Raw genomic sequence first — 20,159 nt, forward strand, 5'->3', positions numbered from 1 at the left:
AGAAATGACTGATACACCACTTTTGATAATAACTCACAGATCCTGATACTCTGAGAACGGCTAACCATTGTAAGTTCTGAAAACTCTATGCAGGAGAGCGTTGTCATGCCCTCTTGTAAACATGGGCCTCAATGTCGTTGAGGCGCTACGGCTTTAAGTTGTTACCGTTCGTCTGAGCATCAAAAAACTCCCCAGTGTCAACAGACCCATGATTGCAATCGCAAAGGCCATGGATAATGGCGTGCCGTTGTGGTACTGCCCGACCAGGAAGCCGATCACGGCTGCCAGTGACATCTGAATAAATCCAAACAGCGCGGATGAGGTGCCTGCTATTTGCGGAAAGGGTGCCAGCGCCCCTGCCATGGACTCAGGCATGACCAAGCCGACACCGGCCATATAGATCACGTGAGGGGCAATAACGGCAGCAACATGATGGACCTCCATCACGGCAAGAAGCGCCATGGTGGTGCCGCCGGCTGTAGCGATGAGTGCGCCGATACCAATCAAACGATTGATGCCAAGGCGATGTACCAGTTTAGCCCCTGCCAGAGAGCCCGATATGTAGCCTAGTACCACCAGGGTAAAGAAGAGCCCGAAATGCTCTTCGGCATAGCCGAAAAACTCAATAATGACAATCGGCGCGCCGGAGAGAAAAGAGAAAAGACCGGCAAATACAAAGCTGCAGGATAGGGTATACCAGCGCCATGAAGGGTGATGCAGCAGTAGCGAGTAGTTCCTTAACAGATGCCTGAATGAGATGGGGTGATGGCTGCCCATCGGCGCTGTTTCCTGTATCAGGGACTTGAAAACAATCGCACCAATCAGGCCATAGATGACCAGGAAGATAAAGATTGATCTCCAGCCAAACCAGATGGTCATGTAACCGCCCAGAATAGGCGCGGCGGCAGGTGCCAGAGCCATTGCCATGCCGATGCAAGAGAGCGGTCGTGCAGAATCCTTTGAGCCGTAGATATCCCTCACCATAGCCCGTCCAAGCACCGGCCTGGTACTGCCGCCGATGGCCTGTAACAGGCGAAGCAGGGTAAGCGATTCAATCGATTCGGCAAACAGAATACTGATACTGCCAACAGTAAACAGCAGCAATCCTCCCAGCAGCACCGGCTTGCGTCCGAACTTATCAGAGAGTGGTCCGTAGATGAGTTGGGTCAGGGCAAATCCCAGTAAAAACAGGCTGAGAGTGAGCTGTACTTCGTTGATACCGGCGCTGAACTCTCTCATCAGTGCCGGGAAGGCGGGCAGGTACATATCAGTCGATAGAGGCCCGACCGCCACCAGGGCTGCAATGATGGCGGTTGTGTATACCGATTTAGATGAGAACATGGGCTATTGTTCTGGTTCTGTGGCTGGAAAGCGAACGTTTTTCTGATCTCTTACTGAACGCTTTCGACACGACAGATCAATCTTCCCTTGGCCAGACGGGTTTCCACCTGATCACCTGTCGAGACGCTGGTTGCATCCTGAATGACATGGCCATCGGTTAACCGGCAAGTGATAGAGTACCCCCGTTCCAGGATGGCCAGCGGGCTTAGTGTATTGAGATTTCCAGCATTGGCGGCAAGTTGTTGATGTTTTCTCTGCAGCAGAACCTGGACCGCCTGATTGATACGGGCAGAGAGATTGCCTGTCCATTGTGCCATCTGTTCCAGCCGGTGTGCCGGAGTGAGTGCCTGGATTCGGGTGGTGAGCATAGCCAGCTGTTTTTTCAGGTTGTTCAGGTGCAACCGACTGCTTCGCTCCAGTCGGGTTTCAAACTCATCAAGCTTCTGCTGTTGCTGGGAGAGGCGCACACCCGGGTGACAGAGTGAGAGCCGGTGCTGCAGATTGGCCTGTCGGCCGGAGAGTCGGTTTAACCGCTGTTCTGCCTGTATTCTCAGACGGCGCTCCAGAGTGAACAGCTTTTCTGTTATTTCGTTCTGATCGGGGCTTGCCATTTCCGCCGCTGCCGAGGGGGTGGGGGCGCGTCGGTCGGCAACAAAATCTGCAATGGTAAAGTCGATCTCATGACCTACGGCAGAGATCAGGGGGATGGTGTTTGCCACGATCGCCCGGGCTACCGCTTCATCATTGAATGCCATTAGATCTTCCAGCGATCCGCCACCCCGGGTAAGGATCAGCAGGTCGCATTCGTTACGCCGGTTGATCAGGTTGATGGCGTCGATAATCTCGTCCGGGGCTTGTTTTCCCTGTACTGAAACCGGATATATGACCACTGGAATCGCCGGGAATCGGCGTTTCAGGACGGTCAATACATCTTTTATTGCGGCACCTGAGGGTGAGGTGATAACGCCTATCTGCCTGGGGAGCGTTGGGATCTCTCTCTTTTGCTCAGGGTCAAACAGGCCTTCATCGGCCAGTCGCTGTTTCAGCTCCTCGAAAGCCTGGCGAAGAGCGCCCTCACCGGAGGGTTCCATATGCTCTGCAATCAGCTGGAATTCGCCGCGCCCTTCATACAGTCCCACCCGCGCACGGATCAGGACCTTGAGTCCGTTTTCGGGCTGAAAACGCAGCCGCTGACGCTTCATCCGGAACATGGCGCAGCGCACTTGAGCCTGGGGATCCTTTAGGGAGAAATAGATGTGACCGGATGAGGGGCGTGCAAGATTTGAGATCTCACCTTCTACCCATAGCAGTGGGAAACTGCCTTCCAGTACGGCGCGTACTTCGCTGTTGAGGCGTGATACGGAGTAAATATCCCGGTTCAATGTAGTATCTCTATATCTTGTCTAAAAACATGTGCAGGATGTTATTGTGATATTGCAACGCTTTCAAGGTGCATAGAAAAGAGTGCGATTTTCAATCAAGCGATATTTTAAGTACAAGAGCGGTATTCCATCAAGGTGATATCGACCGGTTCAATGTGAAAAAAGCCCGCGGGACCCATTCTTCAGCTCAGTTCTGGTTGAAGTAGGCGTTTGAGATTTCGGCTGCACGTTTCTGAGTGTGGCATATCCCGTACCTATTCAGCACTCCTCCACTCAATAGAGCCGAGTGACGGCTTTCCTGCTTCAAGGCACTGTATAAAGTTCAGTAGCATTTCTATCTGATAAATTGGCTTATCCCCTGTTTTTTCAAAAAATCACCTCTTTCCGGTGATTTATTCACAACAATAACTGTTAAATTGCATCCAAAAGTACCCCACCTAATCAAGCCGGATTATGGCTCATTTCTTGGGTTTTCGTTTGGTTTCTCTCTCCGTATTGCGGGTTGAGTTTTTGAATCGGTAACTGTCATTGCGGGTTTCGATGATATGGCAGTGATGGGTCAGTCGATCAAGCAGTGCAGTCATCTTTTCATCACCAAAGAGATTCGACCATTCAATGAAGCTGACATTGGTGGTAATAGTGACGTGGGTGCGTCCATACAGCTTGCTGAGAAGATGGAATAACAAAGCACCACCTGCTTGGGGAAGATAACCCGGTTCACCAAGGATCACGAGATCCGCATGCATCAACCTGTTAGCCATTGGCTCCTGCTTACCGGGTTGTTTCTCCTGCTTCAGCAGTTTAACCAGCTCAATAGTCGATAAAAAGCGAATAGGTTTATGATGGTGGTGAAGGCCTGCACCGTGATTATAGTCGCCAGGAGGTGTTTATCGGTACCAGGGCCCACAAAAACGATGCTCTGGGCCTCTTCTATAAATTCGCAGTGATGCAGTGCAGTAATCAGTTCTTCGTTTACCTGACTTTGGATAAAATCAAAGCCTGCCAGCTCACAATGAGCTGGGAAGCGTGCCAGCTTCATTTGATATTGAATAGAACGCACTTCTCGTTCAGCGACTTCGGCTTTGAGTCATTGCTGCAGTATGGGTTCTGCTTTGCTGTAAGCAGATGAAGCTTGCTCAGACAGCTCTGCAATGCTTTGCGTCATACTGTGGAATTTTAGTAACTTCATGGTTGCTATCGTGGCATCAACGGACATGGCATTTCCCCCGTAAGTGATCATAACGGCCTGTGTCAGCTTTGGATTTCTTTACCAGCGTGAGTTCAGGACGCGGCTTGAGCAACGCCGGTCTTGGCTTATCCAGGCAGCTAATAACGTGCTGTTTAGAAGGGCTGCCACTGGTCAGTGCAGTGGTAATGGCCTTGCGTTCATCATGTTGCAGCACTAGTGCCAGTACATTGACCATATCCTGGTTGTCACCGGGATGCTTGAGCCGTTATTTTTGTAGTTTGCGGAAGCTCTCTGGCAATTCCTGGAAGGGTGCCCCATTGCGCAACGCACCGGGCTTACGCTGCAGTACCGACGGGTAGTGATGCTAGCCATAGATTGTTTGCACTTTTGGCTGTGATCTCGTGTGAACATACGCTGATGTTCTGCAATCACCTTCTCCTCTGCAATCATCACCAATTTATGGGCATGAATATGTAAGCTGGTGGGGCGATTGGTAAAAGAAGCGGGTACACTGTAACGACTGTTATCAAAGATAATCAGGGAGGTGGATAAGACCCGCTTACTGTGTTCTATATATCCGTCAAAGGGCGCAGGAATCGACATCAGGCGAACCACTTCGTCCTGCCAAGCAATTGTGCTGTCTTTGTACTCAGGATGGCAGATCTCTTGCCATAAGGTCTTATAGCATAGCCAGAGAGTTATAGTCAAATCTAGTGTTTAGCCAGTTGAATCAAGCGGCGACCTGATCGACTCCTGCTACCTCAAGACCCTCTTTAAATTTGATTCCGGTTATCACCTTCACCAGGTAATCGAAACCCCGTAATCGTCTCCACTTCTTCTCGGCACACAGGCCGAGTTTGAACATCATGTGTAGCATGCCGTCACGCGATAGGCAGCCCTTGGAACGCTTGGTTCGATGGCGGATTGTCCTGAAGGTGGATTCAATCGGATTGCTGGTCCGAATACTCTGCCAATGCTGCGCAGGAAATTGATAGAAAGCCATCAGTTCCTCTCGGTCTTTGTGCAGACAGATGGCAGCCTTCGGATACTTTGGCTCATACGTTTTGATAAACAGATCAAAGGCCTTTTCCGCATCGGCCTGGGTCTCCGCCTGCCAGATGTTGTGCAGTGCCTGCTTCGCTTTCGGCTGAGCTGACCTTGGCAGGCAGTTCACACGTTCATGGTTTTGTGCATCCAGCAGCGCTGCTGACGCGTCTCTGGATACACTTCCTCCAGTGCAGCCCAGAAGCCCATAGCACCGTCTCCGATTGCCAATTTTGGCGGGTTTAGTCCGCGTCACTTCAGTTTTAACAGCACCTCCGGCCAGCTCTGTGTGGACTCCCGTACACCATCCTCAATTGCCAGAAAATGCTTCTCACCACGCTCATTCACGCCGATCACCACCAGGGCACACAGCTTCGTCTGCTCTGCTCTCTGTCCGCTGTAGACACCGTCTGCCCACACATACACCCAATGGCCCTTATCCAGGCGCTCCTCGCACCAGCCCCGATATTCTTCTGCCCAGACCTGCTTCAGACGCGATACCCTGCCGGCCGACAAGCCTGTTGCATCCGGAACCACCAGCACTTTCAGGGCTTCATCCATCTCTCCACTGGAAATCCTCTTCAGGTAGAGCCACGGCAGTGCCGCTTCCAGTGACTTCGTCTTGCGTACATACGGCGGCACCAGAGCTGATCGGAACGTCACCGGCTCGCCGGTCTTCGCTCGTATTTTGGGGATCTTGACCGTGACCGGCCCCAATCCTGTCTGCAGTTTACGAGCTGGCAGGTGACCATTACGCACCACACCCGTCTTGCCATCCTCTGTCCGTCGCTCGACGTGCTCCGCCAACAGCTCCAGCAGCTTGGCCTCTACCGCCTGGTAGATCAACTGCTCTGCACCGCTTCTCAGCAACTCTGTCAGCGGATCGATAATCGTATCGCGACCTGCCAGCTTAACAACGTTATTCTTACTCATGGTGGCGTATCTCCAACGGTTGTTTTGATGTCTAGCAACAACAAATCAACCAGATACCCCGCTCTTTTTCAATTCCTTTCAAACAACACTTTCAATTATAACTCAGCAGTCCATCATGAGAATGGGAGAGCTTACAGTTAAACATAAAGTTGCATTGCGTAATCAAATTGAAGCGTTGTTACTGGAATTTAATATACGTGTGTCATCAAGAAGAGGTGGATTAGGTGGCACAGTTCAATGGGTGCTTGAAGACGCAGAGAAAGGGTTTTGCATGCAGTTTCGCCAGGCATTGAATGCAATATGGAGACTTTACTTACCGACGGTTAAAAACATAGCGGAAAAGGATAGGCTATTGGCACAGGCCATCAAGGCACACCCGGAATGTGAGAAGTTGCGGGCGGCACTAGAGGGTGTGTCTACGATAAATGCTGTTAATCTCTATATTGCGATAGGCTGCGGTGAAGCTGGTACATTTAAAATGGGAAGGGATGCATCAGCATGCATCGGATTGACGCGGCTTCAGCATTCCAGTGGTGGAAAAACAAATTTTGGTACTATCGGGGATCGACGAAGAATATTGCCCTGAGGAGTTATCTTGTGAATGGTGCGATGTCCGTTATCAACCATGTTGACAAACGAGAACCGCAAACAAAACGGTCAGGACGGCATTTGCCCTATTGACGGAAGGTACAGAATATAAAGCTGAGCCGTTATTGGCTTAAGCATAACAATCACTAACAAAAAGCTTCTTAACGTAGATGACAAATCAACTGTAAGAGTCAGTGCTTCGCACAGAGCAAACAAACTTGCTGGAGAGATTTAACCATACAGTTCGCGTAAAAATCATTGGGCCTGGGTTAGCTGCCAAAATTAGAGTTCGCACATAAGCACGCATTTATTTTATTATCCTATATTTTAATTTTAATCATTTCGTTGTTGACAGAGGGGAGTCCACATAAGCGAAGCGAAGACTGGTAGTCCCCGGTAGCGGTGAGGCGGCGCGTACGCACCACGAGATCGAAGGCACGCCGGAGCAGAAAATTGCTTGCCAAGTCACCGTTCTTTGTGACCTGCGGCACTTAAAGAAGGATTATTCAGCCAGTAAAGATAGGTTTACCTTGAAAGCATAAAATTTTACAATGATAGGTTATTCCCAAGATCTGTGCACAGATCTCGGATTTTCCAAATACCTCTAGATTCTGGAAATCAACTATGCGCCTCGTCCAGGAAGCCCTGACCTTTGATGATGTTCTGCTGCTACCGGCCCACTCCACGGTGCTGCCCAAGGATGTGAATCTCAGTACGCAACTCACTCGTGATATCCAACTGAATATCCCGTTGGTTTCAGCAGCTATGGATACAGTCACAGAGTTCCGCCTGGCCATTGCCATGGCACTGGAGGGCGGTCTCGGCATTATTCACAAGAATATGACCCCGCAAGAGCAGGCGGCTGAAGTGCGGAAGGTTAAACGCTATGAGAGCGGTATTATCACCGATCCTATTACTGCCAGCCCGGACCTGACTATTCGCGAACTGCTGGAATTGACCCACACCAACGGTTTTTCCGGTGTACCGGTGATGGATGGTGATCAGTTGGTGGGCATTGTCACCAACAGAGATACCCGCTTTGAGACCCGGATGGATGAAAAAGTTGCTGCCATCATGACACCAAAAGAGCGGCTGGTGACAGTAAAAGAGGGCGCCACCCGTGAAGAGGTGGTGAGAAAATTGCATGAAAACCGCATAGAAAAAATCTTGATAGTGAACGGTGCATTCCAGTTGAGGGGCATGATCACCGTCAAGGATATTCAGAAAGCGAAAGATTATCCCAATGCCTGCCGTGATAGTGAGGAGCGTCTCCGTGTTGGTGCGGCGGTTGGTGTCGGCGAAGGGACGGAAGAGCGGGTCGAGGCCATTGCCAACGCAGGTATCGATGTCATCGTTGTCGATACCGCCCATGGTCACTCTCAAGGGGTGCTGAATCGTGTTACCTGGGTGAAGAAGCACTACCCGGAGATTCAGGTTATTGGCGGCAATATTGCAACTGCCGATGCGGCACGTGCGCTGGCTGATGCAGGTGCCGACGGGGTGAAAGTGGGCATAGGCCCGGGCTCCATCTGTACCACCCGTATCGTGGCAGGCGTCGGTGTGCCACAGGTAACGGCGGTGGCCAATGTGGCTGAAGGGTTGAAAAACAGTGGTATTCCACTGATTGCCGACGGTGGTCTGCGCTACTCCGGTGATATCTCCAAGGTGCTGGTTGCCGGCGCTTACTCAGTGATGGTCGGTGGCCTTTTTGCCGGTACTGAAGAGTCGCCGGGTGAGGTTGAGATATTCCAGGGACGCTCCTACAAGTCCTATCGCGGCATGGGTTCTCTGGGTGCCATGCAGGCATGTCACGGCTCCAGTGACCGCTATTTCCAGGAAGATACCAAGGATGCGGATAAACTGGTGCCGGAGGGCATCGAGGGTCGGGTTCCCTACAAGGGACCGTTGGTCAATGTGATCACTCAGTTGACCGGTGGTGTTCGTTCCACCATGGGTTACACTGGCTGTGCCATGCTTGATGAGATGCGTACCAAGCCTGAATTTATCCGGGTCACTGGTGCCGGTATGCGCGAATCGCATGTGCATGATGTGACGATCACCAAGGAAGCTCCCAACTACAGACGGGATTAATGCTCAGGCACAGGCTCTGTTCATTTACAGACGTTCTCAGAATGAGTGCCAGGCAGATAAAAAACCGCAGGGATTCCAGAGGACCTGAAAGGTGAACTCCGGGTCTCTGCGGTTATTTCGATTTTAGAGACGGGGATTGCTAACCATGACTAAACAGGATATTCACGCTCATCGTATTCTGATACTCGACTTCGGGTCTCAGTACACTCAACTCATTGCGCGCCGGGTGCGTGAAGCCAACGTCTATTGCGAGATCTGGCCTTACGACAATTGTGAAGAGGCAATCGACAAACAGAAACCTGCCGGCATTATTCTCTCCGGTGGGCCCGAGACAGTAACGGCAGAAGGTCCCCCCAAAGCGCCACAGAAAGTGTTTGAGCTGGGTATCCCTGTATTGGGTATCTGCTATGGCATGCAGACCATGGCAGCACAGCTCGGTGGAGAGGTGGTCTCTTCAGATGCGCATGAGTATGGTTATGCCCAAGCACGCGCCAGAGCCCACTCTAAACTGCTGCGTAATATCGAGGACCATACCACCCCTGAAGGTTATGGACTGCTGGATGTCTGGATGAGCCATGGCGACCGCGTTGAAGCTCTGCCAGAAGGCTTTCATGTCATTGCAGAGACAGATAATGCGCCCTTCGCCGGCATGGCTGATGAGACACGGCAGTTTTATGGTATCCAGTTTCATCCTGAGGTGACCCATACTCACCAGGGGCAGCGGATTGTCGAACGGTTCCTGTTTGAGATATGCGGCTGTGAGGTGCTGTGGAATTCCGCCAGCATTATTGAAGACAGCATCAGCCATGTGAAAGAGTTGGTGGGAGATGACAAGCAGGTGCTGCTGGGCCTCTCCGGGGGCGTTGACTCATCGGTAGTGGCGGCCATGTTACATAAAGCGGTCGGTGACCGCCTTACCTGTATCTTTGTTGACAATGGACTTCTTCGGTTGCACGAAGGCGATCAGGTGATGGCAACATTTGCCGAGCACATGGGTGTCAAAGTGATACGGGTCGATGCTGAAGATCGTTTTCTCAATGCGTTGGCAGGCGAAGCTGATCCAGAGAAGAAGCGCAAGATCATCGGCAATCTGTTTATTGATATCTTTGAAGAGGAAGCGGCAAAACTGGAGAATGTCGAGTTTCTTGCCCAAGGCACCATCTATCCCGATGTCATTGAGTCTGCCGGTGCCAAATCAGGCAAGGCCCACGTGATCAAATCTCATCATAATGTGGGAGGATTGCCCGATTATATGAAACTGGCCCTGGTGGAGCCTCTGCGTGAACTGTTTAAGGATGAGGTACGTAAAATTGGTGTGGAGCTGGGTCTTCCTTACGAAATGGTCTACCGTCACCCCTTCCCCGGCCCGGGTCTGGGTGTGCGTATTCTCGGTAAGGTGAAAAAAGAGTATGCGGACCTGCTGCGTCAGGCAGACCATATCTTTATTCAGGAGCTGCGCAACCATGATCTCTATGATCAGGTCAGCCAAGCCTTTGCCGTCTTCCTGCCGGTGAAGTCTGTCGGTGTGGTGGGGGATGCCCGCCGGCATGAATATGTCGTTTCACTGCGTGCCGTGGAGACGGTGGACTTTATGACTGCCCGCTTTGCCCATCTGTCATTTGAATTTCTCGAACTGGTTTCTCGCCGGATCATCAACGAAGTAACAGGGATCGCCCGCGTAGCCTACGACATTTCCAGTAAACCGCCAGCAACCATTGAGTGGGAGTAGTCGACCTGGAGCATCAGATGCGTAGCGCCTCTGATGACCGGAAATTCATGCAACAGGCCCTGAGACTTGCCAAGTCTGCGGAGCAGGCAGGAGAGGTGCCTGTCGGTGCTGTTGTTGTCTATGATGGTGATGTTATTGGTGAGGGGTGGAATCAGCCTATCCTGCAGCACGATCCCACGGCTCATGCAGAGATCATGGCGCTACGTGATGCAGGCCGAAGAGTAACCAATTATCGTCTCCTCGGAACGACACTCTATGTGACCCTTGAGCCTTGCGCCATGTGTGCCGGGGCGATTATTCACGCCCGGGTCAAGCGGGTTGTTTTCGGTGCTTATGATCCAAAAGGCGGGGCGGCAGGCAGTGTCTTTGACCTGCTTTCTTCAGAACGGCGATTCAATCACCGGGTAGAGGTGCAGGGTGGTGGCGTGCTGTCTGAGGAGTGCGGAGACTTGCTGCGGGCTTTTTTTCGATCCCGTCGATAGCAGTTTCAGTTAGCTGAATGTTACAGCACCGCAGGTGTCGTTGAGATGACAGTCGGCGGCTTCTTTTTCGTCTCCAGTTTATTATTGTTCCAGGTCAACAGGTCATAATAGCTGCGTATATTATCTACATATGTGACGGGTTCGCGGCCACGGGCATGCCCATGTTTAACGGTTTTATAATGCTTTTTCTGCGTCAGCAGTGGGAGATGCTGTTTTATATCAGCCCACTTGTCCTGGTCACCGCCACTGCGCTGGGTTAGAATACGAGCGTCCTCCAGATGACCGAAACCAACATTATATCCCGCTAGAGATAGCCATAAGCGGTCCGGGTTCTGAATTCGCTTGGGAATTTTCTTTTCCACCACTCTCACGTAACGTGCTCCACCCATAATGCTCTGTTCCGGGTCAGTTCGATCCTCCACCTTGAGCTGTTTGGCCGTGGCTTTTGTCAGCATCATGATCCCTTTTACTCCGGTGGGAGAGACAGCCTCCGCGTTCCAGTGGGACTCCTGATAACCGATGGCAGCGAGAAGTTCCCATTCAAGGCCTGTCTCATCGGCGGCTTTTTTGAAAAAGGGAATCAGGGTTGGCAGGCGTTGCAGCATATGCCGCTCAAAGGTACGGGTATCGACAAAACCCAATCTTTCAACATATCCATAGTAGCGCTCAATTATCTGGTCGAGTTTTCCATTCTCTTTTATCTTATTGATAAATCCCTTGGCTGCATCGTAAAGGCTGGTATCCTCCGCATGGGGAAAGGCCCAGGCAAGAGAGTTCGGTTTGGATAGATCAAAGGCACTTTTCAATTCCGGGTAATAACGGCGGCTGAGAGCCAACTCGTTTGAGTCGGCAATGGTGTAATCAATCACTTGCTCTTTAACAAGATAGAGCAACTCTTGGCTCTCCAGCTCTTTCTGTTCCACCCATTCTAGTTCAGGATACTGTTTTTTGAGCTTCAGTAACTCTTCGGAATGACTACTTCCAGCCAGAATCTCCAGGGTTTTTCCGAAAGTATCCGTTATTTTTTTCGGACGTTTAGTTCCTGCCCGATAGATAAGCTGTTGGGTTATTTGTTGATAGGTGGGTGTAAATTTTACAAGGAGCTCACGCTTCTCAGTTATGGCCAGGCCGGCGGCTGCAAAATGAGCTTCACCTTGTATGATCATTGGTAGAATTTCGTCGAAACTGTCAGGGATTATGTACTTGACCTCGACTCCTAGTTCTTCAGCAAACATCTCAACCAGCTCATACTCCAGCCCTTTTTGGCCCTCTTTATCTTTGTAATAAGTGGTTGGGCTATTGCGTGTTATCACCAGCAGCAGCCCCTCATCCTTTATCTTTTCAACCAATGGCTTGGGTATACTGCACGTAGTCAGCGCTAGCGCTAGAAATAGGGTGAAAAAAAGTCGCATGGTTGGTGTGGTCAGCCTTATTTTTATTGAAAAAGCGAGATATAACTGAAAGTGGTGTTTGACAGGTACCGAAAAGAAAGTCGCATCTGGTTGATTTGAAACTGCAAGGTAATTAAACAACTAACTGAGATACGCCACCATGAACTAAGAATACAATTGTTTTGATCGAAGATCGAGAGCAGATCGCTGATCCACTGGCAGAGTTGCTTAGAATGGGAGGCCGAAAGTTGATTGAACAAGCGATAGAAGCAGGGTTGAAAGCCTTGTTATCCTGATTGCCGGACAACAAACTGAGTGTGGTCATGCTGTTGTCGTAGGCAATGGTTACCTGACGGAACGAGTCATCCAGATAGGCATAGGTCCACCGTGAAGGTACCCAAGGTACGCTCTAGATCTGGAGACCCGATCACTTTCCACGCTGCGTTGGTCTCCCCCTATATTCGCAAAACCGGTTTGCTGGAAGCCGCGGTGAGATGTGGGAAGCACCGCAAGGTGTGGTCGGCCCGGAAGCAAAAGGGCTGTCTGCCAGTACGGTTTTCCGACTGAAGCAGGTATAGGCACAGGAGTATCGGGATTGGTGTGCCACCAGATTGGACAAAGCTCGCTGAGTGTACATCTGGGTAGACGGTATCTACAGTGGCCTGGGAGCTGAGTAGGCAAAACTCTGTGCATTGGCTCTTCCCCTAATTGAGAGGGTAAGAGACAGACCTAAATGCTGTGTAACTGCCTATCATTAAACCCAAACAAGGGAGAGGACAGGCAGCCGATCGACAAGAAAGAGCTCCAGGCGATAGCCCAGGCGGCCGCTAAAAACATCAAAACTGAAGAAGATCTCAACGAGCTTCGGCCAATGCTGCCCAGAATCACGGTCGATGCGGCACTCAACGTCGAACCGGATGATCATCTTGGCTTTGCCAAACATGAACAGTTCGAAGCGAGTAATAGCCGCAACGGCACTACTGGCAAGACCTTGCAAACGGAGGATGGCCAGTTTGAACAGGATACTCCACGAGATAGAGCGGGCAGCTTTAAACCACGACTGGTTAAAAAGCACCAGCGTCGATTTACCTCAATGGATGACAAGATCCTATTCTTGTATGCTCAGGGTATGACGACCCGCGAAATCGTCACGACATTCAAGGAAATGTACGGAGCCGATGTCTCCGCCACACTCATATCCAAAGTTACTGATGTGGTTATCGAGCAGGTTGTCGAATGGCAATCTCGCCCCCTGGATGTGATTTAGCCTATTGTTTATCTGGACAGCATTGTCGTTAAAATCCGGCAAGACAAGAAAGTGATAAATAAAGCGATTTATCTCGCTCTGGGCGTCAACCTGGAAGGCCACAAGGAATTATCGGGGCTCTGGTTGTCGGAGAATGAGGGTGCCTAGTTCTGGCTGAACGTGCTGACAGAGCTTCAGAATCGCGGTGTGAAGGATATTTTGATTGCCTGTGTCGATGGCTCAGAAGGCTTTCCTGATGCCATCAACACGGCCTTTCCGGATACCCAGATCCAGCTCTGTATCGTGCATATGGTACGGAACTCGATGAAGTACGTGCCTTGGAAAGACTACAAGCCTGTCACGGCTGATTTGAAAAAGATTTACCAGTCCATCACCGAGGAAGAAGCCTTATTGGCGCTGGATAAATTCTCTGACCGGTGGGACAACAAGTACCCTCGGATCAGCCGCTCCTGGCGTGCCCATCGGCAGAATATCAACACGCTGTTCAGCTACCCGGAGGACAAACGAAAAGTGATCTGCACGAACAACACCATTAGCCGCTGAACAACGTCATTCGCAAATCGATCAAAAAGCGGAAGTTGTTTCCAACCGATGACTCGGCGAAGAAGGTCATCTACCTGGCAATCCAGGCCGCATCGAAAAAGTGGACAATGCCGATCCGTCATTGGAAACCAGCACTGAATAGATTTATGATTGAGTTCGTAGAACGCTTAGCGGTACATCTTTAATCTTGGCTGTTACACAGAAAACTTTACAGGCTCAAAATAAAGGAGCCGAAGCTCCTTTATTTCATTCGCAATCTATTATTGCTGCACCGTTTTTTTCTTAGCGACCCGGCGCTTGCGCTTCCTTTTTTGGGCAACAGCAATGCCATATGCCTTAACAGCATCTTTTACCCGGCTGGCAAGAAACTTATCAGTGGCGGCTTGGGTGGACTCCAATAGTTTCAGGAGTGCTTTCACCTTACGTTCGCTTTCCTGTGTTTTCTTATTTGCCTCACGGATTTCGATCTTTGTATCCTTAAGATCCTGCCGGAGTTTGCCGATAACGTTAGCATTACGATTGGCCAAAACCTTTTTCTTTGCGGTTTTCTTTCTTACTGCCACAACGTTCCCCTATATTAGTTGGTGAAAGCAGGAAAATAACGTACGTGAGAAAATAAAGCAAAAAAGCATGAGTATGGCAGCTTCTTAAAAAGCAGAAAATTGGCAGATTTACCCCCAAAATGCACTACCTGACCAAAGGGAGTTTCTAAAAACCTTCCAAAATCAGCGATACATAGTAACCAACTCAAACAATCATTGATAAAAGCCATGCAACCGAATTTTTTTGATCATCAAGACCAACTTGAACTCCTTGAGCAACAAGGAGATCCGCTGCCAAAGCTGGAAAGGACCTTAGACTAGGAGGCTTTTCGGGTATTGTTGGGCTCAGTTTATAAAAACAATGATCCCAGTAAAGGTGGGCGTCTACCTTGCGATGCGGTACTGATGTTCAAGGTGTTGGTCCTACAGCATTTGTTCAATCTATCCGATGGTCAAACAGAGTTCCAAATTCGGGATCGCTATAGCTTTTATCGTTTTCTTGGGCTGATCCTGGCGTGAGCGCCTGAAAGAACGGGGTCTTGTCGGAATGCTAGAGTCTGTAAAGTTTTCTGTGTAACTGCCCGGGTTAAATATATTCCGCCAAGCGTTCCTCGAACTCAATCATAAATCTATTCAGTGCTGGTTTCCAATTGCGAATCGGCATGGTCCATTTTTTTGATGCTTGCTGCACCGTCAGGTACACCACTTTCATTGCCGAGTCGTCGGTCGGAAATAGCTTCCGTTTTTTAATTGCCTTGCGAACCACGCTGTTCATTGACTCGATGGCATTGGTTGTATAGATTGTCCTGCGGATGTCCTCAGGGTAGCCAAACAGGGTATTAAGATTGTGCCAGTGGCTACGCCACGAGCGGCTGAGCTGGGGATATTTGCCGTCCCATCGGTTAGAGAAATTATCAAGTTCCAGTAGCGCTTCATCTTCGGTGACAGACTTATATATTTTCTTCAGGTCTGCCGTCACTGCCTTGTAGTCTTTCCAGGGCACATACTTCATCGAGTTCCGTACCATATGCATAATACAGAGCTGGACCTGAGTCTCGGGAAGCGCTATATTGATTGCGTCTGGAAAGCCCTTCAGGCCATCGATGCAGGCTATACAGGATATCCTTCACGCCGCGATTCTGGAGCTCTGTCAGCACATTGAGCCAGAACTTGGCACCCTCATTCTCTGACAGCCAGAGCCCCAACAATTCCTTGTGGCCCTCTATGTTCACGCCCAGTGCCAGATAAATTGCCTTATTGATCACTTTCTTGTCTTGCCGGATTTTTACGACAATACAATCCAGGTAAATAATGGGATAGACCGCATCCAGTGGCCTAGATGGCCATTCAATCACTTGTTCAATAACAGCGTCAGTCACTTTGGAAATCAAGGTGGCGGAGACATCAGCACCGTACATTTCTTTAACGGTCGTGACGATTTCTCGTGTTGTCATGCCCTGGGCATACAAGAAAATAATCTTGTCGTCCATGGAAGTAAATCGACGCTGGTGTTTTTTAACGAGTCTTGGGCTCGAAACTCCCAGCTCTGTCGCGTGGTGTATCGAGCTCGAACTGGCCAGCTTCCGTTCGGATAGTCTTACTGGCATAGCCGTTGCGGTTATTGGCAGCTGCGGACTGCTCGTGCCTTTCAAAGCCAAGATGATCATCTAACTCAGCGTTCAGTGCCGCTTCGGTCGTAATCTTGGTTAGCATCTGATGGAAGTCTTTGAGGTCGTCTTCCGTCTTGATATTTTTAGCGGCCGCATGAGCGATCGCCTGTAGTTCTTTCTAGTTCATAGTGCCTATCCTCAACCATGCTTGGGTTTAATGATAGACAGTTACACAGAATTCAGGACATCCTCGCCTTGATGCATCCTAATCAACGCGCCTGCATACATCAACAAAAAGGTCTCATAATCTACACTACAGCCAGTGATTCCTATGCTTTCTTTAATCTGCTAACCGGCCCAGAGTTTCTCAATCAAGTCGAATCATTGCTACCGGAACATCGGGAAAGGCTGTTTCCGCCAACAGAGACGCTATCGATGTTTCTGGCTCAAGCAATGAGTGCTGATCGTTCTTGCCAGAACATAGTTGATGCTGCAGTCAAACGATTGATGGGTGAGCTGCCAATCTGTAGTACGCATACGGGAGCATACTGTCGCGTACGGAAACGGCTGCTATTGGACATGGTCTCTACGCTAGCCCGTTACACGGGGCGTATGATGACTGAGCACACCCCGGATTCCTGGTACTGGCGGGGACGACCGGTCAGACTGGTGGATGGCGCTACCGTTACGTTGCCCGATACAGAAGAGAACCAGGCTGTCTATCCTCAACCCCGTAGCCAGCAACCCGGATTGGGTTTCCCTCTTTGCCGGGTGGTTGGTATCGTCTGCTTCGCCAGCGGTGCTGTACTTGATGCAGCATTGGGACCTTGTCGCGGAAAAGGAAGCGATGAGCAGTCATTGCCTGGAACCATGCCTGGTACCCTGGACGCTGGTGATATCTTTCTGGGGGATGCTTTTTATGCCACCTATTTTCTGTTGTGTGCTCTTCAGGCCAAAGGAGTGGATGGCGTTTTCGAGCAATATGGTTCACGGCGGCGCAGCACGGATTTTCGCCAAGGAGAGCGTCTGGGCCCGCGAGATCATCTTATCGAAATAGACAAGCCAAAAGTCAAACCCGCCTGGATGAGTCAGGCAGAGTATGATCAAACCCCCGATAGATTGAAAGTGCGGGAGTTGCGTGCTGGCGGTAAGATCCTGGTGACAATACTACTTTGCTCAAAAAGTACGAGCAAAGCCGCCCTGAAGGCACTCTATCGGAACCGTTGGCAGGTAGAGTTAGATATACGCAACATCAAGACCACTCTGGGAATGGAAACATTAAGTTGTCGCACACCGGAAATGGCGGAAAAAGAGCTGTGGGTCTATCTTTTGGCTTACAACTTGATCCGTTTACTGATGGCTCAGGCGGCATTACTGGCTGACATCATTCCTCGACAACTTAGCTTCAAGCATACTTTGCAGCTATGGATTGTGTGGCAAAAAAGCGGTCGTTACGACATCGATAAAATTGAGGGCCTTTTTATCCTCAATTGCACCGCAGCAGGTTGGAAAACAACCGGGACGTATGGAGCCGCGAGCTATAAAACGAAGACCCAGACAATTCCCGCTACTTACCAAACCAAGGGCTATTACGCGAGAGAATATTCGGAAAAATGGCCAACCCAAAAAACTTAAGTAAGTAGCATTCAGGTCTGACCCCTTTGTATGATAGTTTTGTTCTGACATATCTATTCACAATTATCACATCCAGAAAAGGATCTGAAGCCTCATGAAAATAATTTCAAAAATAGAAATTAATTACTTTAGATCAATTTACAGCGTAAATTTGACTAACAATAATGACATCAATGTGTTGATTGGTGGAAATGACTCAGGAAAATCTAACGTCCTTAAGGCTTTAAATCTTTTTTTTAACAATCAAACAGAATTACAAAATGGTTTTGATTTTTCTGATGACTTATCGAGATTAAGAGAATCGCAAGCCCGCGCTACTAAAGGAAGAGCTTTTTTATGGGTAAGAATTACATTTAATAATTTCCTCAAATGGAAATCTTTACCAGAAAAATTTTCAGTTAAGAAAACATGGAATAGGTATTCAGACCTGCCAGTAGACACAAACCCTAATGGCATTTTATAAGCTATAATTGCTTGTTTTTTTTAAATGAAATTTCTTTCCATTATATCCCGTCTGTTCGTGGAAGAGACATTTTTTCCCATTACCTAAACGCCCTTCATGATGCACTAGTAGAAGATGAAAAGGCTGGTGTAACTGACGCAACAGCCACACTAATGGGTACTATAAACCAACGCACTGAGGACTGACCTTCCCCCCATCTTAATACCAAGACTTGGATGAGATAATTCATTCTAAGCGGCCCTATTCACAAAGGCCACAGGTGACAAATAATTTAATGCGCTATGAGGCCGCACGTGATTGTAGTGCTCTCGCCATTGATCAATTTCATGTCTAGCGTCATCAATGGACCTGAACCAATGCTGATTTAAGCATTCATTTCTGAATTTACCGTTTAAGCTTTCTACAAACGCATTCTGAGTAGGCTTACCTGGCTGAATAAAACCTAGCTTAACGCCACTTTCTTTTTGCCAGTAGAACATCGCCTTGCTAGTAAACTCAGCGACCGTTGTCGCAGATTATTTGATCCGGAGCGCTCCTTAGCTCAATCACCTGAGTTAAAAAACGAGCGGCCTGGTGACCATTGATCGAGAAGTCAGAGAGCTGGCCAATAACTTCTCTTGAGTAATCATCAATCACATTAAATACTCGAAAGCGGCGACCATTAGCCAACTGATCACTGACAAAATCCATTGACCAGCGTATATTTTTACCAATGGGCATAATCGTTGGCATTCTTGGTCGTATTATCTTCTTGCGTTTTTTAGTCCTCACTTGAAGACCTTCTTCGTTATAGACTCGGTAGGTCCGCTTCTTGTTTTTCACAAGCCCCTCTCCTCTCAGGAGGCCATGTAAAAACAAATAACCATAACTCGGATGCTTTTTTGCCAGCTCAAGTAACCGTTTGCGTAGAGGCTCATCTTTTCCCCATTGAGTAACGTACCGAAAAGCGGTTCTACTTAAGCCTACTAATTGGCAAGCTCTACGCTCACTTAATTTGAACCGCGACTTAAGGTAGCTCACGATTTGTTTTCTATCAGCAGGCTTTACCACTTTTTTGAGAGCACATCCTTCATCGCCTCAGCTTCAAGTATTTTCTCGGCAAGTAACTTCTTAAGCTTGTTGTTTTCGCTTTCAAGCTCTTTGAGCCGTTTGGCTTCTGAGACATCCATCCCGGCGTATTTGCTTCGCCAGTTATAAAAGCACCCGGTTGAAATGCCGAACTGACGACAAATGTCATCAACTTTTACCCCTGACTCATGCTGCTTGATGGCACCAATAATTTACTCTTCTCTGTAACGCTTCTTCTTCATCTTGAGATCTCCTAATACACAGACTAATTGGAAATCTCATCCTTGTCATGGCTCTATTTCTGGGGGAAAGGTCAAAACAAGGATCAATATTTTTCAATTGCAAAAAATTATTTTTGAAAAGTTCGCATAATTCTAATTTTACCAATTCGATTACAGAAGAAACCTATCTGGCTTATGTGGCGGCAGAATGCAAAACAAACCTCGATAAGACTATGTTTCAGGAAGCATCTGCTACCGCTCATGATTTAAAAATAGCGGTTGTTGGTGCGAAGTATTATCTTGTTTGTGAATAGCTTGATATGACCCCTGTTAGCACTGCAACCACAGAGATTGATTAAGTTATTGTATTGAGAAAATCTAAACGTCTTTGGTCAAATGTGCGCAGCAATTTTTCAAGTGTCGAAGGTAGACGTGAAAGTCGTGAGCACGTAAAGCACAACATAAAGTCATGGCAACTCGTAGTGAGCGTTTTGTAAAATGGTTCTTGGATAATAACCAATCCCTTGTTGAATTGGCGGACTTTGAGAAAAAAGTAAAAGGTCGCCGTATGCCTAGTGAAATGAACAGCGAATGGCAGAACCTTAGCCAGCAACTGTTTAACTGATAATTTCCACACAGC

At 48.9% G+C, this 20,159-nt stretch carries 13 protein-coding genes and 7 pseudogenes; 10 read left to right on the forward strand and 10 right to left on the reverse strand.

Annotated elements, in window-relative coordinates:
- Window positions 1-153 precede the first annotated feature (153 nt).
- The 6 genes and pseudogenes from MN084_RS04465 to MN084_RS04490 form a co-directional block, all read right to left on the reverse strand.
- The gene (locus MN084_RS04465) at window positions 154-1,341 is read right to left on the reverse strand and encodes a multidrug effflux MFS transporter (protein WP_241087041.1); all 1,188 of its coding nucleotides are present in this window, start codon (window positions 1,339-1,341) and stop codon (window positions 154-156) included.
- A gap of 50 nt (window positions 1,342-1,391) precedes the next feature.
- Window positions 1,392-2,723 (reverse strand): exodeoxyribonuclease VII large subunit, encoded by a 1,332-nt coding sequence (gene xseA / locus MN084_RS04470; protein ID WP_241087040.1) that lies wholly within the window; start codon window positions 2,721-2,723, stop codon window positions 1,392-1,394.
- 458 nt (window positions 2,724-3,181) lie between these two features.
- A pseudogene (gene istB / locus MN084_RS04475) lies at window positions 3,182-3,939 on the reverse strand (IS21-like element helper ATPase IstB).
- Window positions 3,929-4,147 (reverse strand): hypothetical protein, encoded by a 219-nt coding sequence (locus MN084_RS04480; protein WP_330178380.1) that lies wholly within the window; start codon window positions 4,145-4,147, stop codon window positions 3,929-3,931. Before MN084_RS04480 ends, istB begins: the two are co-directional and overlap by 11 nt.
- Window positions 4,126-4,515 (reverse strand): Mu transposase domain-containing protein, encoded by a 390-nt coding sequence (locus tag MN084_RS04485; RefSeq protein ID WP_330178381.1) that lies wholly within the window; start codon window positions 4,513-4,515, stop codon window positions 4,126-4,128. Before MN084_RS04485 ends, MN084_RS04480 begins: the two co-directional genes overlap by 22 nt.
- A gap of 127 nt (window positions 4,516-4,642) precedes the next feature.
- A pseudogene (locus MN084_RS04490) lies at window positions 4,643-5,889 on the reverse strand (IS256 family transposase).
- Between the two features lie 115 nt (window positions 5,890-6,004).
- Between MN084_RS04490 and MN084_RS04495 the strand changes: the two are divergent.
- The 4 genes from MN084_RS04495 (at window position 6,005) to tadA (ending at window position 10,779) form a co-directional block, all read left to right on the forward strand.
- Window positions 6,005-6,475 (forward strand): hypothetical protein, encoded by a 471-nt coding sequence (locus MN084_RS04495; RefSeq protein ID WP_330178382.1) that lies wholly within the window; start codon window positions 6,005-6,007, stop codon window positions 6,473-6,475.
- 626 nt (window positions 6,476-7,101) lie between these two features.
- The gene (gene guaB / locus MN084_RS04500) at window positions 7,102-8,568 is read left to right on the forward strand and encodes an IMP dehydrogenase (protein WP_241087038.1); all 1,467 of its coding nucleotides are present in this window, start codon (window positions 7,102-7,104) and stop codon (window positions 8,566-8,568) included.
- A 145-nt stretch (window positions 8,569-8,713) separates the two neighbouring features.
- The gene (gene guaA / locus MN084_RS04505; RefSeq protein WP_241087037.1) at window positions 8,714-10,297 is read left to right on the forward strand and encodes a glutamine-hydrolyzing GMP synthase; all 1,584 of its coding nucleotides are present in this window, start codon (window positions 8,714-8,716) and stop codon (window positions 10,295-10,297) included.
- 17 nt (window positions 10,298-10,314) lie between these two features.
- Window positions 10,315-10,779, forward strand: coding sequence for a tRNA adenosine(34) deaminase TadA (gene tadA / locus MN084_RS04510; RefSeq protein ID WP_241087169.1), 465 nt, complete (start codon window positions 10,315-10,317; stop codon window positions 10,777-10,779).
- Between the two features lie 20 nt (window positions 10,780-10,799).
- Here tadA and mltF read toward each other — a convergent pair whose 3' ends face one another.
- Window positions 10,800-12,128, reverse strand: a complete 1,329-nt coding sequence (gene mltF, locus MN084_RS04515) for a membrane-bound lytic murein transglycosylase MltF (protein ID WP_241087036.1) — start codon at window positions 12,126-12,128, stop codon at window positions 10,800-10,802.
- Between the two features lie 829 nt (window positions 12,129-12,957).
- Here mltF and MN084_RS04520 point away from each other — a divergent pair.
- A pseudogene (locus MN084_RS04520) lies at window positions 12,958-14,165 on the forward strand (IS256 family transposase).
- A gap of 75 nt (window positions 14,166-14,240) precedes the next feature.
- Here the strand turns inward: MN084_RS04520 and MN084_RS04525 are convergent.
- Window positions 14,241-14,543, reverse strand: coding sequence for a hypothetical protein (locus tag MN084_RS04525; RefSeq protein WP_241087035.1), 303 nt, complete (start codon window positions 14,541-14,543; stop codon window positions 14,241-14,243).
- 318 nt (window positions 14,544-14,861) lie between these two features.
- On the opposite strand from MN084_RS04525, the gene MN084_RS04530 reads away from it, so the two are divergent.
- Window positions 14,862-15,041: a transposase gene (locus MN084_RS04530; protein ID WP_330178520.1), complete on the forward strand. Its 180-nt coding sequence runs from the start codon at window positions 14,862-14,864 to the stop codon at window positions 15,039-15,041.
- 67 nt (window positions 15,042-15,108) lie between these two features.
- Here MN084_RS04530 and MN084_RS04535 read toward each other — a convergent pair.
- Window positions 15,109-16,295: pseudogene (locus MN084_RS04535) on the reverse strand (IS256 family transposase).
- A 95-nt stretch (window positions 16,296-16,390) separates the two neighbouring features.
- Between MN084_RS04535 and MN084_RS04540 the strand changes: the two are divergent.
- Both MN084_RS04540 and MN084_RS04545 read left to right on the forward strand, forming a co-directional pair.
- Window positions 16,391-17,771 (forward strand): annotated as a pseudogene (locus MN084_RS04540) (IS4 family transposase).
- A gap of 90 nt (window positions 17,772-17,861) precedes the next feature.
- A complete protein-coding gene (locus tag MN084_RS04545) occupies window positions 17,862-18,230 on the forward strand; it encodes an AAA family ATPase (protein ID WP_241087032.1) in 369 nt (122 codons plus the stop codon).
- A 230-nt stretch (window positions 18,231-18,460) separates the two neighbouring features.
- Here MN084_RS04545 and MN084_RS04550 read toward each other — a convergent pair.
- Window positions 18,461-19,510: pseudogene (locus tag MN084_RS04550) on the reverse strand (IS3 family transposase).
- Window positions 19,511-19,587: 77 nt separating this feature from the next.
- On the opposite strand from MN084_RS04550, the pseudogene MN084_RS04555 reads away from it, so the two are divergent.
- Window positions 19,588-20,016 (forward strand): annotated as a pseudogene (locus MN084_RS04555) (Bpu10I family restriction endonuclease).
- Window positions 19,989-20,144 carry a hypothetical protein gene (locus tag MN084_RS04560; RefSeq protein ID WP_241087175.1) on the forward strand — a complete coding sequence of 52 codons (156 nt, stop codon included), beginning with the start codon at window positions 19,989-19,991 and terminating at the stop codon, window positions 20,142-20,144. The pseudogene MN084_RS04555 and the gene MN084_RS04560 overlap by 28 nt, the downstream one beginning before the upstream one ends.
- Window positions 20,145-20,159: the final 15 nt, after the last annotated feature.

Origin of the sequence: Candidatus Vondammii sp. HM_W22, assembly GCF_022530855.2 — a bacterium.
Taxonomy (GTDB): domain Bacteria; phylum Pseudomonadota; class Gammaproteobacteria; order Chromatiales; family Chromatiaceae; genus Vondammii.